The 15,499-nt window shown below is 74.2% G+C and carries 14 protein-coding genes and 3 tRNA genes; 4 read left to right on the top strand and 13 right to left on the bottom strand.

Annotated features, from left to right (window positions below; all coding sequences use genetic code 11):
* Positions 1-8: 8 nt before the first annotated feature.
* From SXIN_RS12630 to SXIN_RS12655, 6 genes are all read right to left on the bottom strand, one after another.
* A complete protein-coding gene (locus tag SXIN_RS12630) occupies positions 9-1,064 on the bottom strand; it encodes a UDP-N-acetylmuramate dehydrogenase (RefSeq protein WP_019707805.1) in 1,056 nt (351 codons plus the stop codon).
* Positions 1,065-1,417: 353 nt separating this feature from the next.
* Positions 1,418-1,852 (bottom strand): MaoC family dehydratase, encoded by a 435-nt coding sequence (locus SXIN_RS12635; RefSeq protein ID WP_019707804.1) that lies wholly within the window; start codon positions 1,850-1,852, stop codon positions 1,418-1,420.
* 1 nt (position 1,853) lies between these two features.
* Positions 1,854-2,306 (bottom strand): MaoC family dehydratase N-terminal domain-containing protein, encoded by a 453-nt coding sequence (locus SXIN_RS12640; protein ID WP_019707803.1) that lies wholly within the window; start codon positions 2,304-2,306, stop codon positions 1,854-1,856.
* Between the two features lie 157 nt (positions 2,307-2,463).
* Positions 2,464-2,628 (bottom strand): 50S ribosomal protein L33, encoded by a 165-nt coding sequence (gene rpmG, locus SXIN_RS12645; protein WP_003948671.1) that lies wholly within the window; start codon positions 2,626-2,628, stop codon positions 2,464-2,466.
* Positions 2,629-2,711: 83 nt separating this feature from the next.
* Positions 2,712-2,784: transfer RNA gene (locus tag SXIN_RS12650), tRNA-Met, on the bottom strand.
* Between the two features lie 46 nt (positions 2,785-2,830).
* Positions 2,831-2,903: transfer RNA gene (locus SXIN_RS12655), tRNA-Thr, on the bottom strand.
* Positions 2,904-3,138: 235 nt separating this feature from the next.
* On the opposite strand from SXIN_RS12655, the gene SXIN_RS12660 reads away from it, so the two are divergent.
* On the top strand, positions 3,139-4,455 hold the full coding sequence (locus tag SXIN_RS12660; protein WP_095756996.1) for an amidohydrolase family protein: 1,317 nt from the start codon (positions 3,139-3,141) through the stop codon (positions 4,453-4,455).
* Between the two features lie 122 nt (positions 4,456-4,577).
* Entirely contained in the window at positions 4,578-5,240 is a 663-nt protein-coding gene (locus SXIN_RS12665; protein ID WP_039820591.1) for an NAD(P)H-binding protein, read from the top strand.
* An 88-nt stretch (positions 5,241-5,328) separates the two neighbouring features.
* Here SXIN_RS12665 and SXIN_RS12670 read toward each other — a convergent pair.
* Positions 5,329-5,410: transfer RNA gene (locus SXIN_RS12670), tRNA-Tyr, on the bottom strand.
* A gap of 192 nt (positions 5,411-5,602) precedes the next feature.
* On the opposite strand from SXIN_RS12670, the gene SXIN_RS12675 reads away from it, so the two are divergent.
* Positions 5,603-6,091, top strand: coding sequence for a YajQ family cyclic di-GMP-binding protein (locus SXIN_RS12675; protein WP_019707800.1), 489 nt, complete (start codon positions 5,603-5,605; stop codon positions 6,089-6,091).
* Positions 6,092-6,297: 206 nt separating this feature from the next.
* Here the strand turns inward: SXIN_RS12675 and SXIN_RS12680 are convergent, their stop codons facing one another.
* Positions 6,298-7,209, bottom strand: coding sequence for an AAA family ATPase (locus SXIN_RS12680; RefSeq protein WP_157916284.1), 912 nt, complete (start codon positions 7,207-7,209; stop codon positions 6,298-6,300).
* 350 nt (positions 7,210-7,559) lie between these two features.
* Here SXIN_RS12680 and SXIN_RS12685 point away from each other — a divergent pair, with 350 nt between their 5' ends.
* Positions 7,560-8,219 carry a GNAT family N-acetyltransferase gene (locus SXIN_RS12685; RefSeq protein ID WP_019707799.1) on the top strand — a complete coding sequence of 220 codons (660 nt, stop codon included), beginning with the start codon at positions 7,560-7,562 and terminating at the stop codon, positions 8,217-8,219.
* Positions 8,220-8,315: 96 nt separating this feature from the next.
* Here SXIN_RS12685 and SXIN_RS12690 read toward each other — a convergent pair whose 3' ends face one another.
* From SXIN_RS12690 to SXIN_RS12710, 5 genes are all read right to left on the bottom strand, one after another.
* Positions 8,316-8,708, bottom strand: a complete 393-nt coding sequence (locus SXIN_RS12690) for a YccF domain-containing protein (RefSeq protein WP_019707798.1) — start codon at positions 8,706-8,708, stop codon at positions 8,316-8,318.
* Positions 8,709-8,906: 198 nt separating this feature from the next.
* Positions 8,907-10,262, bottom strand: coding sequence for an SGNH/GDSL hydrolase family protein (locus SXIN_RS12695; RefSeq protein ID WP_095756998.1), 1,356 nt, complete (start codon positions 10,260-10,262; stop codon positions 8,907-8,909).
* Between the two features lie 689 nt (positions 10,263-10,951).
* Complete coding sequence (gene htpX / locus SXIN_RS12700) at positions 10,952-11,809, bottom strand: zinc metalloprotease HtpX (RefSeq protein ID WP_095756999.1); 858 nt, start codon at positions 11,807-11,809, stop codon at positions 10,952-10,954.
* Positions 11,810-12,273: 464 nt separating this feature from the next.
* Complete coding sequence (locus tag SXIN_RS12705; RefSeq protein WP_095757000.1) at positions 12,274-13,911, bottom strand: NADH-quinone oxidoreductase subunit N; 1,638 nt, start codon at positions 13,909-13,911, stop codon at positions 12,274-12,276.
* On the bottom strand, positions 13,908-15,497 hold the full coding sequence (locus SXIN_RS12710) for a complex I subunit 4 family protein (RefSeq protein WP_039824746.1): 1,590 nt from the start codon (positions 15,495-15,497) through the stop codon (positions 13,908-13,910). The genes SXIN_RS12705 and SXIN_RS12710 overlap by 4 nt, the downstream gene beginning before the upstream one ends.
* Between the last annotated feature and the right edge of the window lie 2 nt (positions 15,498-15,499).

A 15,499-nucleotide genomic window follows, 5' to 3' on the forward strand; every position in this document is an offset into this window, starting at 1 on the left:
CGGGCGTTCTAGAGGCTGACGCCCACCGTCACCGGCTCGTTGACGAGGGTCACCCCGAAGGCCTCGCGCACACCGTCGCGGACCTCCCGGGCCAGGGCGAGCAGATCCTCGGTCGTCGCCTCGCCGCGGTTGGTGAGCGCCAGGGTGTGCTTGCCGGAGATGCGGGCCGGGCCGGTGCCGTAGCCCTTGGTGAAGCCGGCCTTGTCGATGAGCCAGGCGGCGGAGGTCTTCATCCGCCCGTCGCCCGCCGGGTACGCGGGCGGCTCGGTGCCGGGGCCGAGGCGTTCGGCGACGCGGGCCAGGAAGGCGGCGTGCTCGCCGGCGTCCAGGACGGGGTTGGTGAAGAAGGACCCCGCGGACCAGGTGTCGTGGTCCTCCGGGTCCAGCACCATGCCCTTGCCGGCCCGGAGTGCGAGGACGGTCTCGCGCGCGGCGGAGGCGGCGACGCGCTCGCCCGGCTCGACGCCCAGGGCGCGGGCCGTCTCGGCGTACTTCAGGGGCGCCGACAGGCCGCCGGCATCTTCCAGTGCGAAGCGGACCCGCAGGACGACATGGCGGTCGGGGTCGGACTTGAAGCGGCTGTGGCGGTAGGAGAAGCCGCAGTCCGCGTTGGGGATGGTGACCGTCTCGCCGGACACCCGGTCGTAGGCCACCACCTCGGTGATGGTGGTGGCGACCTCCTGGCCGTACGCGCCGACGTTCTGGATCGGCGTCGCGCCGGCGGAGCCGGGGATGCCGGCGAGGCACTCGACACCCGCCAGGCCCGCCTCGACGGTCCGGGCCACGGCCTCGGACCAGTTCTCGCCGGCGGCCAGTTCGAGGCGGGTGCCGGCGAGGTCGACGCCGCGGGTCGCGATCCGCAGGACCGTGCCGTCGAACCCCTTGTCGGAGATGACAAGGTTGCTGCCGCCGCCGATGAGGAGCAGCGGGGTGCCGGCGGCGTCGGCTTCGCGGACGGCCTCGACGACCTCCTCGTCCGTCACCGCGGTGACCAGGCGGTTGGCCGGGCCGCCGAGGCGGAAGGTGGTGAGCGGGGCCAGCGGGGCGTCGTGGAGTACCTGCACGGGCCCAGCGTACGGGGCCGCCTCCGGCGCGGGGTTCTCCGGTCGCGGGGTTCCACCGGTCGCGGGGTTCGCTTCTGTGCCGGGTGCGGCGCCGTTTCGCGCTGCGCGCGGGTGTTTTCCCTCCCACCCACCCGTTTCTCCGGAGCGGAGAAGGGGACGGGCGGGGGGCTCCGGGCCGGCGGGGCCGGGTCGGAAGGTTCCGGGCCGCACTTCCGCGGCGCCGGGTGGTCCGGACACCCCGGGATTCGAGCCCGGCCGGGTGCGGGCCCGGCCGGGTGCGGGCCCGGCCGGGTGCGGGCCCGGCCGGGTGCGGGCCCGGCCGGGTGCGGGGCGTCGCCCCGCTCCGTAGCCCGTCAGGTCAGCTGGACCACAGCCCGGGACATGCCCAGGACCTTCTCGCCCGCGCTCGTCGCGGTCAGGTCGACCCGGACCCTGCGGGTGTCCTCGCCCAGCTTCGCCGCGACCTTCGCCGAGACCTCGATCACGGCGCCCTTGTCGTCGTCCGGGACCACCACCGGCTTGGTGAAGCGCACCCCGTACTCGACCACCGCCGCCGGGTCGCCCGCCCAGTCGGTGACGACGCGGACCGCTTCGGCCATGGTGAACATGCCGTGCGCGATGACGTCCTCCAGGCCGACGCTCTTCGCGAAGCGCTCGTTCCAGTGGATCGGGTTGAAGTCGCCGGACGCGCCCGCGTAGCGCACGAGGTCGGCACGGGTGACCGGGAAGCTCCGGGAGGGCAGCTCCGTGCCGGGCTCGACCTCGTCGTAGGAGATGACGGCCGCCATGTCAGTTCCCCTCCGGTGCGCGCGACACGATCTTGGTGTGGGCGGTGACGACGTGTTCACCGGCGGCGTCGTGCACGTCACCGCGGATGTCGACGATGTCGTTCCCGGCGAGGGTCTTGACCTCGTCGATGGTGGTGGTGACGGAGAGCCGGTCGCCGGCGCGCACCGGGCGGCTGTAGACGAACCGCTGGTCGCGGTGGACCACCCGGCTGTAGTCGAGGCCGAGCTGGGGGTCGTCGACCACCTGTCCGGCCGCCCGGTAGGTGAGCGAGAACACGAAGGTCGGCGGGGCGATCACATCCGGGTGGCCGAGCGCCCTGGCCGCGTCCGGCTCGGTGTAGGCCGGGTTCGGGTCGCCGATGGCCTCGGCGAACTCGCGGATCTTCTCGCGTCCGACTTCGTACGGCGCGGTGGGCGGGTACGCCCGGCCGACGAAGGACTGGTCGAGCGCCATCTGCTCGGCACCTCCTGCTCGGGGCTGATGCTGATCGGGCTGCCGGACGGTCCCGGGTGACCGGCCCGGCCGCCTGGCGGACCCGGTGGTTCCGGTGGTTCCGGCAACGCCACGAGGCCGCCCCCGGGTGGGGACGGCCTCATGGACGAGCCTGTTGTTATCGCGTCTCGCGGTGCGCGGTGTGCGCGTTGCAGCGCGGGCAGTGCTTCTTCATCTCCAGTCGGTCCGGGTTGTTACGCCGGTTCTTCTTGGTGATGTAGTTCCGCTCCTTGCACTCCACGCAGGCCAGCGTGATCTTCGGGCGGACGTCGGTGGCAGCCACGTGAGTGCTCCTTGGACGAACAGTGGATGAACGCAGAAAGAGTAGCCGATCGAAGGACTTAGCCTGCAATCGGCTACTGTTCGTAGCGGTGACCGGACTTGAACCGGTGACACAGCGATTATGAGCCGCTTGCTCTACCGACTGAGCTACACCGCTTCGATGTCGGACAACCCGCCCGGCGGACGGATTGTTCCCACACCAGAGCCCCAATACGGAATCGAACCGTAGACCTTCTCCTTACCATGGAGACGCTCTGCCGACTGAGCTATTGGGGCGAGCGATGAAGACATTACACGCTGAACGGCCGAAGGTGAAATCCGTATCGGCCCCCGCCCGGCCCGCCGCTCACCGTCCGGCACTCCCCTCCCACGCGTGCCCGCGACCCCACCGGTACGACTATTGCGCTCCTGCTCGTGACCGCCGTGGAGGCGGCCTAGGCTCGGTTCACGCTTCGTGATCTTTCTCCCGGAACCCGGGACGGAACCGCCCGCAGAAGCCCGCAGGAGCGCGATGCCCGACAGCAGCCGACCGCAGCCCTCCGGCAGCGAGAGCGCTCCGGAGCCGTCCGCGCTCGTCCTGTCCGGCGCCCGGCTCCCCGACGGCCGGAACGTCGACGTCCGGATCAGCGGCGGGCACATCGAGGCGGTCGGCACGGCCGGCAGCCTCACCCGGTCCGCCCCGGGCGGGGAGCGCCCCGGGGGCCGCGCGGGCGAGCCCGCCCGGATCGACCTCAGCGGCTATCTCCTGCTCCCGGCGCCGGCCGAACCGCACGCCCACACCGACACCGCGCTCACCGCCGGCGGGGACGGCCCCGCCCCGCACGGCGCCGACGACGTGCAGCGCCGGACCACCGAGGCCGCACTGCTCCATCTCGGTCACGGCGCCACCGCCCTCCGGGCGCACGTCCGCGTCGGCGGGGTGCACGGGCTGCGCGCACTGGAGGGGGCGCTCCAGGCACGGCGGGCGCTCACCGGGCTGACCGAACTGACGACCGTCGCCGTACCGCGGGTGCTGACCGGGGCCGCGGGCGCGGACGGGCTGGCGATGCTGCGGGACGCGGTCAAGATGGGCGCGGCGGTCGTCGGCGGCTGTCCGGATCTCGACCCGGACCCCTCCGGCTACGTCGAGGCCGTGCTCGGGGTGGCGGCGGAGCACGGGTGCCCCGTGGACCTGCACACGGAGGGTGACGACCCGGCCCGGCTGGCGCGGCTGGCGGCGATGGCCGGCGGGCTGCGGCCCGGGGTGTCCATCGGACCGTGCGCGGGGCTCTCCCTGCTCCCCCGGCCGGACGCGCGCCGGGCCGCCGACCGGCTCGCGGCCGCGGGCGTCTCCGTCGTCCTGCTGCCGCAGGGGGACTGCGCGGCCATGGAGTGCGACGGAGCGGTGCGCCCGGGACCGCCGGCGCCCGCGGCCGCTCCGGTGCGGCTGCTGCGGGCGGCGGGGGTGCGGGTGGCCGCGGGCAGCGGGGCGCTGCGGGACGCGGCCAATCCGGTGGGGCGCGGCGATCCGCTGGAGGCCGCGTATCTGCTGGCCACGCAGGGCGGGGAGAGCCCGGAGGCGGCGTACGCGGCGGTCAGTGACCGGGCGCGGGCCGTGATGGGGCTGCGGCCGGTGCGGCTGGAGGCCGGCTTCCCGGCGGAGTTGCTGGCGGTGCGCGGGGAGAGCGTGGCCGGGGCGCTGTCGCTGGCGTACAGCCGGATCGTGGTGCACGGGGGGCGGATCGTGGCGCGTACCAGCGCGGTGCGCGAGTACTGCGACTCGGAGACGGTGGCCGCGCTCGACCTGCCCCGGCAGGCGCGGCAGGGGCCGGGGGGCGAAGTTCCCTAGGCGGTGGCTCTGTTGACGTGGCGGAAGCGGGCCCTCCGGTATGACGGCGGTTCAGGCCGGCGCAGGGCATGACCAGCGCGCCCTCTGTCTGCGGCTCGCGCCCTCGGCGTACGGTCGGGACCATGCGCATTGTCATCGCTGGAGGACACGGTCGGATCGCGCTGCGGCTGGAGCGGTTGCTCGCCGGGCGCGGTGACGAGGTCGCGGGCCTCATCCGCAACCGCGAGCAGGGTGACGACCTGCGGGAAGCGGGGGCCGAACCCGTGCTGTGCGACCTGGAGTCGGCCATCACCGAGGAGGTCGCGGCCCATCTGCAGGGCGCCGACGCGGCCGTTTTCGCGGCCGGCGCCGGACCGGGCAGCGGCGTCGCCCGGAAGGAGACCGTGGACCGGGCGGCCGCGGAGCTCTTCGCCGAGGCGGCCGAGCGGGCCGGGGTGCGGCGCTTGCTCGTCGTTTCGTCGATGGGCGCCGACAGCGAACCACCGCCGGACACCGACCCGGTCTTCGCCGCCTATCTGCGGGCCAAGGGCGCGGCGGACGCGGCCGTACGGGCGCGTACCGAGCTGGACTGGACGATCCTGCGGCCCGGCCGGCTCACCGACGATCCGGGGACGGGGCTGGTCACGCTCGCCGAGCGCACCGGGCGGGACGCGGTGCCGCGGGACGACGTGGCGGCGGTGCTGGCCGCGCTGCTGGACGAGCCGGGCACCATCGGCAGGACGCTGGAACTGATCAGCGGCACGGTTCCGGTGGCGGAGGCGGTGAAGGCCGCCGCGCCGGACTGAGCGGGACGGGGGAAGGGCCGCGAACCACGGCACGGAGAAGGCCCCCGGTCCGCGTACTCGCGGACCGGGGGCCCTTCTTCTGTTCCTGTGGCGGCGCCAGGATTCGAACCTGGGAAGGCTGAGCCGGCAGATTTACAGTCTGCTCCCTTTGGCCGCTCGGGCACACCGCCTAGGAGGTGCCGCCGCCGTCCCGCTCGGTGGCGGTGCTCGGTGGCAACGTCGTAAACCATACCCGATGAACCAGGGTGGTCCGCCACCCTGTTGATCGCGGTTGGATCATGGATCGGATGGCTAGGCTGGGCGCTGCGGACCGGGATGGTTCCGCGGTACCGGATGATCTAGGGATGAGGAGCCAACTCACGATGGCCGACTCCAGTTTCGACATCGTCTCGAAGGTCGAGCGGCAGGAGGTCGACAACGCTCTCAACCAGGCCTCCAAGGAGATCTCGCAGCGCTACGACTTCAGGAACGTCGGCGCGTCGATCGAGTGGTCGGGCGAGAAGATCCTGATGCAGGCGAACTCGGAGGACCGGGTCAAGGCGATCCTGGACGTCTTCCAGTCCAAGCTGGTCAAGCGCGGGATCTCGCTCAAGGCGCTGGACGCCGGGGAGCCGCAGCTCTCCGGCAAGGAGTACAAGATCTTCGCGACCATCCAGGAGGGCATCTCCCAGGAGAACGCGAAGAAGGTCGCGAAGATGATCCGCGACGAGGGCCCCAAGGGCGTCAAGGCGCAGGTGCAGGGCGACGAGCTGCGGGTGTCGTCCAAGAGCCGGGACGACCTGCAGGCGGTGCAGCAGCTCATCAAGGGCGCGGACCTGGACTTCGCGGTGCAGTTCGTGAACTACCGGTGAGCCCCGTGACCTGAGGTCCGCGTCCGCGCGGTCGGCTGCGGCACAGCGAGGGCAGTACGTCGGAATCGCCGTCCGACGCACTGCCCTCGTTGTGTGCTCGGGTGACCTACCTACGTACCTACGTGCCTACGTACGTCCGGGCCGTGACGGGCTTCCGTTCGCGTTCCGGCGTCGCTCGCGGGTCATGGACGGCGGGCACGCCGGGGTCAGCCCGCGGCGAGTTCCGCGGGCGGGGTGGCGGTCAGGGTGCGGGCGACGGCCAGGGCGCGGGCCGGGTTGCCGCCGGAGGCGCGGTGCACGGCGTCGGTCAGCCGGCGCGGCAGCCGGTGGCGGGCGAGGAGTTCGGCGGTCGAGGCGGGGTCGAGCGGCGGCACGGGGAGGGTGTCCCGGGGGGTGGCGCCGCAGAGGGCATGGGCGACGGGTTCGCGCGGGTCGCCGGGCGCGGTGCGTTCGGCGACCAGCAGGCGCAGCTCCGCCGGTACGGTCCCGGCGCCCGGGTGCAGGACGGAGCGGAGCAGGAGCACGCTCTCCTCGTCCAGCCACTGGGCGTCGTCGATGACGAGGAGCACCGGCCACTCCCCCGCCAGTCTGCGGAGCAGCGCCGGGACGGAGGCGGCGGGTGCGGCGCCGAGCGGGCCGTTCCCGCGGGCCCGGCCGGTGCCCGCGCCAGTAGTGGTGCGGCGGGCTCCGGCGGTACGGGTGCCCCGGCTGCTCCGGCCGCCGCCGGTACGGGGGGCGGTGCGGGCGGTTCCGGCTGCGGCGGCACCGCGTTGGGTACCGCTGCCGGGGCGGAGGCCGGTTCCGGGGACCGCGCCGAGGGCCGGGCTCGCGCCGAGGGCGGGCAGGCTGCCGGGGCCCGCGCGGAACGACATGCCGGGCAGGGGGGCGAGTGCCGCGGTCGGGATGGCGGCGAGGAGTGCGGTGGCGGCGGCGCCGGCCACCGTACGGTCGCGTTCGGCCGGGGCCAGGCGCAGCACGGTCTCGCCGCGCGACTCGGCGGTCGCGGCGACGGCGTCCAGGACCGCCGACCGGCCGGCTCCGGGTGCGCCGGTGAGCACGGCGCGGCCGTGGCTGCGCAGGGTCTGGTGGAGCCGGTCGAGGAGCTCCGAGCGTCCCACGGGGGCTCCGGGTAGTCCGACGGGTGCTCCGCCGTGCACTGTCGACCGCATGACACGTCCACCGCCTTCGCGCGCCGTTGCGTCGCCGCATCGTGATCCACGGGCCGCGATCCCGTGTCCCGTTGGGGAGTTGGGGTGGAGACGGGATCGCGGAGCGCGGGGGACCAGCCGGACCGGGTCACCACAGAGGGGGAGGCGGTGACCGGTTCTCCGAGCGTAGGTTCGGGCTCGCGGACCCGATACGGGGAAAACCCTTGTCGGGACCCTGAACCCCCGGCAGGGGGTGTGCGAGGGTTCCGTGGCTGGTGAGGCCCGTGGACGGGCCCCGACGGCGCGTCAGAATGACGGGCATGGACAGCATGGACGACACCCCGGCGGACGGCGTGCACGACTTGGCCCGCGGCACGGCGGGCGGTCGTCCCGGCGCGGCGGCGGACGGCCCTCCCGGCGGCGTCGCCGTCCGGGAGGCCCGGGGCGAGGAGTTGGCGGCCGTCGCCGCGCTGCGGTGGGAATGGGTGCTGGAGAACGGGGGGACGCCCGTCACCACGCGCGAGGAATTCCTGCGGTACTTCGTGGGCTGGGCGCGGGAGAACGCCGGGTCGCACCGCTGTCTGGTCGTGCTGCGCGGCACGGAGGTCATCGGGATGGCGTGGCTGGCGGTCGTACGGCGGGTGCCGAGCCCGCGGGCGCCGGCACGTGCGTCCGGCGATGTGCAGTGCGTGTACGTCGTACCGGCGGAGCGGGACCGCGGTCTGGGCGGGCTGCTCATCGACGCCGTGCGGGAGCTGGCGCGGGAGGCCGGGCTGGAGCGGGTGACGGTGCACTCCAGCTCCCGGGCGGTCCCGGCGTACCGCCGGCACGGGTTCGTGGCCTCGCCGCGGCTGCTCCAGGCGCCGGGGGACGGGCTGGCCGGCGCGGGTCCGGCCGGTTCTCCTGGCGGTTCGGCCCGTTCTCCCGGCGCTTCGGGTGATGCTCCGGAATCTCCGGCTTCCGGTGGCTCCGGCAGGTGAGCCGCCGCCCCGCCGACCGGAAACGCCGGGAGCCGGGCGGCGGGTCCGGGCCGGTGATACGGGCGGCCGCGCGTCACCGCTTCGGCGGCCGCCGCCTCAGCGGGTGGCGAACGGGCGGTCCGAGGGGACGATCTCGCGGCCGAGCGGCATCAGGGAGATCGGGATCATCTTGAAGTTGGCGATACCGAACGGGATACCGATGATCGTCACGCAGAGGGCCAGGCCCGTGACGATGTGCCCGAGGGCGAGCCACCAGCCCGCGAAGATGATCCAGAGGACGTTGCCGATCAGCGAGCCCGCACCCGCGTCGCGCCGCTCGACGGTCGTCTTGCCGAACGGCCACAGGGCGTAGCCCGCGATCCGGAATGACGCGATGCCGAACGGGATCGTGATGATCAGGACGAAGCAGATGAGCCCCGCCAGCACATAGGCGAGGGCCAGCCAGAAGCCGGAGAGCACGAGCCAGATCAGGTTCAGGAGTGTCTTCACCCCTCCAGCCTGCCAGGAGTGCCGCTCTTGTGCTCGGTCCCCGCTCGGTTCCTGCCCGGCCGGTGCCCACGGCGGGCACGACCGCGGGGGCGCGTACGGAGGGCGCCCGCGCGGTGCACGGGCGCCCACGGCGCGCTCACTGGGTGGGCGAACGCGCCCCCACACGTCATGCGACGGGCGGGACCGCCGCGTTGGCGTTCATCCGGCCTGCGACTCCGTCGGTCCGCTGCCGGCGGTCCGGCCGCCGCGGCGGCGTACCGCGAAGACCGTGCCGGCACCGGCCGCCAGCACCAGCGCGGCCGCTCCCGCGACGATCGGGGTGGTGCCCGAGCCCGTGGTGGCGAGGCCGCCCTTGGGCGCGGACCCGGAGCCCTCGCCGGAACCGGCCGTCCCGGCCTTGTCGTCACCGTCGTCGCCGCTGCCCTTGCCGTCGTCGGTGCCGTCCGGGGCGGGCTTCTTGCCGTCCGTCTCGGTGCCCGGGGCGTTGCCGTCCCCGGAGGGCTCCGCCGACGGGGTCCCGCCCGGGGCCGTGCAGTCGTCGCCGGGCGCGGTCCGCGGCAGGACCTCGGCGAAGGTGGCGGCGATCAGCTCGTGGCCGGCGGCGTTGGCGTGGATGTCCTGATGGGTGCACTGCCAGGTCAGCTCGCAGATCTTGGCGACGTTGGCGGGCACCGATCCCATGCCGGGCAGTTCGACGCGGGTGTCGAAGTCGTCCGAGTTGAAGGCGGCGGCCACATCGGCGACCTTGTAGTCGGCGGTGCGGTAGACCCCGGCGATGGCCTCGTTGCCCGCCTTGACGACGGCGGCCGAGCTCTTGGCGGTCTGCTGCCCGGACTCGCCGAGGAGCCAGGCGGCCAGGAACGGGTTGTAGTACGTCATGCCCGCGTACTGGGTGCTCGCCGAACCGGCCTCGCGGAGCTTGCCGGTGATCTCGGTGAGGTTGGTGCCGATGGTCCGGGACGCCTCGGCCATGCAGACGGGGTCGATGGCGCCGGTGTCGCCGGAGCAGGCCCTGATGTCGTTGGCGCCGATGTCGATCGTCACGTACGCGACGCTGCCCTTGTGCTCGTACAGGGCCTGGAGGGCGGCGTCGAGCTGGGAGGCCGCGTCGGGGTAGTCGCACTTGCCGCCGCCGATGAACGTCTCGGTGGTCTCCCCGGAGCAGCCGAGGCGTATGTGTTCGAGACCGGGGTTGCTCTTCTTGAGGGTCTCGAACAGCTTGTCGGTGTAGGCGACGTCCGTGTCCTTGCCGGCATCCGGCTGGTAGCCGGAGGCGAGGGAGTCACCGAGGGAGACGTAATAGGTCGCGCCCCGGCCGGACTTGCCGCTGTCCGCTCCGTCCGCGCAGTCGGCGGCGGCCGCGCCGGAGGCACCGAACAGGACGGCCGCGGTGGCGGCGGCGAGCAGTCCGCCGCCCCGGAGCCCGGGGACGGAGGAGGCCCGTCGCCGTCCCGGTTCCGGGCGGCCGGCGGCGGAGGCCGGGGCGGGCGGTGGCGCGGAGGCCGCGGGGCGGGCGGCGCGGGACAAGCGGGTGAGCCGCCGTATCAGGGTCATCGGCTGGAACTTCCTTCGGTGGCGGTGGCGGTGACGGTCGCGGTGGAGCGGGACGGGGAAGGGGCGACCCGGAACCGGTGCCGGCAGCACGGCCGCGGCGCGGAGTACGGGGCGCGCCTCTCGCGGCCCCGTCCCTCACGGCCGGTACGGAGTTACGGGGCGGCGCGGCGCATTTCGGGATCGTACGCCGGGGTCATCCCGGGAAAAAGGGGCGGCCCTTCGCGGCGGGGCAGCCGGTCGTGCCCGTTCGCCGCCGGGCCCGGCCCGCCGGCTGTCCTCGCGTCCCGGCGGGCCGCAAGCCGCCGCGGTACTCCGCAGGACTCCGGCGACGGCCCTCACCTGGCCGGTTGCGGTGGCACGGCCGCTGGGCGGAGCCGGGCGCCGGCCGCCGTTGCGGTTCCGGCGTCCCGGTCCAGGCGCCCGGGGGTTGCCCGCGCTCCGGGCAGAGAGCCGGGGTCTCCGGGATCTGGACGCGCGGCTCCCCGGGCAGGCCCGGGGCCCGGCCCAGGGCGTTCCCGGGGCCGGGCACCGGTTCACCGGTACGCGCGGGGAGGGGGCCGGTGCCGCCCGGGTCCGGGCCGGATTGCGGGGTGAGCGTCTTCGCGGTTCCCGCCTCCGGCTTCCGGTGTGCCGCCTCGGGAGGTGGTGACGGCTTCCGGGCGCGCGGGGCGCGCGGGGCGGGTGGCCCGTCAGCGGCCGCCCGCCATGCGCTCCAGCCGGGCCACGCGCTCGGCCATCGGCGGATGGGTCGAGAAGAGTTTCGACACCGTGCCGGGGCGGAACGGGTTGACGATCATCATGTGGCTCGCCGTCTCCAGGCGCGGTTCGGGCGGCAGCGGCAGCTGCTTCGTCCCCGCGTCGAGCTTGCGGAGGGCGCTGGCCAGGGCCAGCGGGTCACCGGTCATCCCGGCGCCCGACGCGTCGGCCTCGTACTCGCGGGACCGGCTGACCGCGAGCTGGATGAGGAAGGCCGCGAGCGGGCCCAGCAGCATGATCAGCAGGAAGCCGAAGAGGCCGGGGCCCTCGTCGTCGTCGGTGCGGCCGAACGGGATCAGCCAGGCGAAGTTCACCAGGAACATCACGACGGAGGCGAGGGCACCGGCGACCGAGGAGATCAAGATGTCGCGGTTGTAGACGTGGCTCAGCTCATGGCCGAGGACGCCGCGCAGCTCGCGCTCGGTGAGGATGCGGAGGATGCCGTCGGTGCAGCAGACAGCCGCATGGCGCGGATTGCGGCCGGTCGCAAACGCGTTCGGTGCCTGGGTCGGGGAGATGTAGAGCCGCGGCATGGGCTGCCGTGCGGCGGTGGAGAGTTCACGGACGATGCGGTAGAGCTGCGGGGCCTCGAACTCGCTCACGGGCCGGGCCCGCATCGCGCGCAGGGCGAGCTTGTCGCTGTTCCAGTACGCGTAGGCGTTGGTACCGAGCGCCACGAGCACCGCGACGGCGAGGCCCGTACGGCCGAAGAGGCCACCAATGGCGATGATCAGTGCCGACAGTGCGCCGAGGAGTACGGCGGTCTTCAGCCCGTTGTGCCGGCGGTGCACGGTACGCCCTCCTGGTGCTGTGGTGGGGAACTTGCCGCTCTGTGCTCCACCTTCCAGTGGCCCCTGTCCTTCCCGGTCAACGCCGGGCGGGGGTGGTGAGTTCCCAGGTGGTCGCGGGGGTGCACGGGCACCGCGGGGCGAGCGCGGGGGCGTCCGGCCGCCCGGGACCGCGGCTCGCCGGGCCCGTGACCGCGGGGAGCGCGCTCCGGCGTGCGCCCCGGGGGAGCAGGGAGGACGGCCCGGTGACCATGCGTGCGGAGAGCCCTGCACCGCCGCTGCCGGACGCGCTGTGGAGCGGGCCGTACGGCCGCCGGGTCTGCGGGTCTGGCCTGCCGGGTCCGGCGGCGTGGCGACCGGTGGCCCGCGCTGCTGCCCTGCGCGGCCCGGGCGGGGGGCCGTGCGGCAACCGGCGCGTCCCGCCCGCCTGCCGGTGCCCGGGCGGGGCGCGGCGGGCCCGCGTCAGCTCACAGCAGGGCGGCGGTGGCGAAGCGCAGGACGAGCTGCGGTGCGCCGGAGAGAACGACGCCCAGGACGGCGGCGAGGCCGATGGCGGCGGCGAGGGGAGCCGGGGCCCTCGACGGCCGGGCCGGTGTGACGGCCGGTGCGGCGACGGAAGCGGTGGCCGGGGTGGGGGTGTTCGCGGGTCCACCGGCAGCAGGCTTCGCGGCCGCCGCGGCGGCCGTCGCCGCCGTACCCCCCGGAGCCCCGGCCGGAACCGGCTCCGCGGCCGGCTCCGGGGCGGGGGCGCGGAAGAGGACCGCCGTCCAGCGGAGGTAGTAGTAGAGCGCGATCACGACGTTCACGGCCATGACGACCGCGAGCCAGCCGAGCCCGGCCTCGACCGCCGCCGAGAAGACCGCCACCTTGGCGAAGAGCCCGATGATCCCCGGCGGCAGCCCCGCGAGGGCGAGCAGGAAGAAGCCCAGGGAGAGCGCGGACAGCGGGCGGGCGGCCCACAGGCCCCGGAAGTCGGTGATCCGGCCCTCCGGATGCGCGCGGGCGACCAGGGCGGTGACGCCGAAGGCACCGAGGTTCACCACCGCGTACATCAGGGCGTAGGCGACGGTGGTGCCGATGGCGTCGTTCGGGTCGTCCGTGTACGCGGCGGCGGCGATCGGCACCAGGAGGTAACCGGCCTGGCCGACGGACGACCAGGCCAGCAGGCGGACGGCGCTGTGTGCGCGGCCGGGGTTCTGGCGCAGCGCGGCCGCGTTGCCGGCCGTCATGGTGAGCGCGGCGAGCACGGCGACGACCGGTCCCCAGACCTCCGCGTGCGAGGGGAACGCCAGTACGGCCACCAGGATCAGCCCGGAGAACCCGGCCGCCTTGCCGACCACCGACAGATAGCCCGCGACGGGCACCGGCGCACCCACGTAGGTGTCGGGCACCCAGAAGTGGAAGGGCGCGGCGGCCGTCTTGAAGGCGAAGCCGACGAGGGTGAGGGCGACACCCGCGGTGGCGAGGGTGGACAGCTGTGCGGGCACCGCGTCGAGGCCGTCCGCGACCCGCGAAAGGTGCATCGCTCCGGTGGCCGCGTACACGAAGCTCACGCCGAGCAGCATGACGGCGGTGGCGGCCACGGACGACAGGAAGAACTTGAGCGCCGCCTCCGAGGAGAGCCGGCTCCCGCGGCGCAGGCCGACGAGGGCGAAGGCGGGCAGGGAGGCGACCTCCAGGGCGACGACCAGCGTCGCCAGATCGCGCGAGGCGGGCAGCAGGGCGGCACCGGCGGCCGAGGCGAGCAGCAGGAACCAGTACTCGCCGGCGGGGAGGCCGAGGTCCCGGACGGTGTGCACGGACAGCAGGGCCGTCAGCAGCGCCCCGCCCAGCACGAGGAACTGGATGGCGAGCGCGAACGGGTCGGCCGCGTAACTGCAGGTGTCCGGCGCGGTCGTGAGGCAGAAGGTGCGCCGGTCGCCGTCGAGCAGCGGCAGCAGCGACAGCACCGCGAGGACGAGGCCCCCGAGCGCGAGGGCGCCGAGCAGCGGCTTGCGGCGCTCGGGGAGGAAGAGGTCGGCGACGAGCACCACCAGGGCGGCACCGGCGGCGATGGCGGGCGGGGCGATCGCGAGCCAGTCGACGGACTGGACGAGGGAGGTCATCGGCTGCCTCCGGTCAGGAGCGTCTGCACGGCCGGATCGGTCAGGCCGAGGAGGACGGCGGGCCAGAGGCCGGCGAGGACGGTGAGGACGACGAGCGGGGTCCAGGCGGCGAACTCGTGGCCGCGGACATCGGTGAACACGGCGGGTGCGGCCTCGCCGCCGTCGGGTCCGTCGCCCATGCAGACGCGGCGGACGACGACGAGCAGATACGCGGCGGTGAGCAGGGTGCCGAGGGCCCCCGCCGACATGAAGACGAGGAAGGCGGGGCGGCTCAGGCCCTCGGCGGGCCGGAAGGCCCCGAAGAGGGTCAGCATCTCGCCCCAGAATCCCGCGAGTCCGGGGAGACCGAGGGAGGCGACGGCGGCGAAGGCGAGCAGCCCGCCGAGGCGGGGGGCGCGGCCGTAGAGGGCGCCCCCGGAGACACCGGCGAGACGGTCCAGGTCGGCGGTGCCGTAGCGCTCCTTGACCGCGCCGACGAGGAAGAAGAGGAGGCCGGTGATCAGGCCGTGGGCGACGTTGGCGAACAGGGCGCCGTTGACGCCGGTGGGGGTGAGGGTGGCGATGCCGAGCAGCACGAAGCCCATGTGGCCGACGGAGGAGTAGGCGATCAGGCGTTTCAGGTCGCCGCCCGCGCCGCTGCGCGCCAGGGCCAGGCAGGCGAGGGACCCGTAGACGATGCCGGCGGCGGCGAAGGCGGCCAGATACGGGGCGAGGGTCAGCATCCCGTCGGGGGCGATGGGCAGCGCGATGCGGACGAAGCCGTAGGTGCCCATCTTCAGCAGGACGCCGGCGAGGAGCACGGAGCCGGTGGTGGGGGCGGCGGTGTGGGCGTCGGGGAGCCAGCTGTGCAGCGGCCACATCGGGGTCTTCACGGCGAGGCCGATGCCGATGGCGAGGACCGCGATCAGTTGCGTGGTGTGACCGATCGACGACCCGTTGTCAGCGGCGAGTGCCACCATGTCGAACGTGCCGCCGCGGAGACCGAGGAGGAGGAGGCCGAGCAGCATCACGACGGAGCCGAGCAGCGTGTAGAGGATGAACTTCCAGGCCGCCCGTTCCCGGCCCTCGCCGCCCCAGCGGGCGATGAGGAAGTACATCGGGATGAGGACGGTCTCGAAGGCCAGGAAGAAGAGGAGGAGGTCGAGGACGGCGAAGGTGGCGAGGGTGCCGCCCTCCAGGAGGAGGAGCAGCGCCACATACCCCTTGGCAGAAGAAGAGGAAGCGGCGGAGGCGCCCGGGGTTCCGCCGGGCCCGCGGTAGTAGGCGTGGACCGCGCAGAGGAAGGTCAGCAGCGAGGTCAGGACGAGAAGGGGGAGCGAGACGCCGTCGACGCCCAGGTGGATCCGGGTGTCCAGGGCGGGGATCCAGCTGACGTCCGTGGTGGCCTGCATGCGCGCCGGGTCACCGCGGTCGAAGCCCGCGGCCAGGGCGATGGACAGCAGCAGGACGGCGCCGGTGACGGTGACGCCGTGGCGGAGCACGGCCTGTTCCGGGTCGCGGCCCCTGAGTCCGGGGGGCGCGGGGAGCAGGGCGGCGGCGGAGCCGAGCAGGGGGAGAAGGACGATCGCGACGAGGAGGTACCGCATCA

Origin of the sequence: Streptomyces xinghaiensis S187 (assembly GCF_000220705.2) — a bacterium.
GTDB classification, from domain to species: Bacteria; Actinomycetota; Actinomycetes; order Streptomycetales; family Streptomycetaceae; genus Streptomyces; species Streptomyces xinghaiensis.

Coding starts and splice junctions, on each gene's coding strand:
- SXIN_RS12665 (WP_039820591.1), top strand. CDS start 4,578: ATGCGCATTGTCATCGCTGGAGGACACGGTCGGATCGCGCTGCGGCTG.
- SXIN_RS12710 (WP_039824746.1), bottom strand. CDS start 15,497: ATGCGGTACCTCCTCGTCGCGATCGTCCTTCTCCCCCTGCTCGGCTCC.
- SXIN_RS12695 (WP_095756998.1), bottom strand. CDS start 10,262: ATGACCCTGATACGGCGGCTCACCCGCTTGTCCCGCGCCGCCCGCCCC.
- SXIN_RS12675 (WP_019707800.1), top strand. CDS start 5,603: ATGGCCGACTCCAGTTTCGACATCGTCTCGAAGGTCGAGCGGCAGGAG.
- SXIN_RS12685 (WP_019707799.1), top strand. CDS start 7,560: ATGGACAGCATGGACGACACCCCGGCGGACGGCGTGCACGACTTGGCC.
- SXIN_RS12635 (WP_019707804.1), bottom strand. CDS start 1,852: ATGGCGGCCGTCATCTCCTACGACGAGGTCGAGCCCGGCACGGAGCTG.
- SXIN_RS12640 (WP_019707803.1), bottom strand. CDS start 2,306: ATGGCGCTCGACCAGTCCTTCGTCGGCCGGGCGTACCCGCCCACCGCG.
- SXIN_RS12705 (WP_095757000.1), bottom strand. CDS start 13,911: ATGACCTCCCTCGTCCAGTCCGTCGACTGGCTCGCGATCGCCCCGCCC.
- SXIN_RS12660 (WP_095756996.1), top strand. CDS start 3,139: ATGCCCGACAGCAGCCGACCGCAGCCCTCCGGCAGCGAGAGCGCTCCG.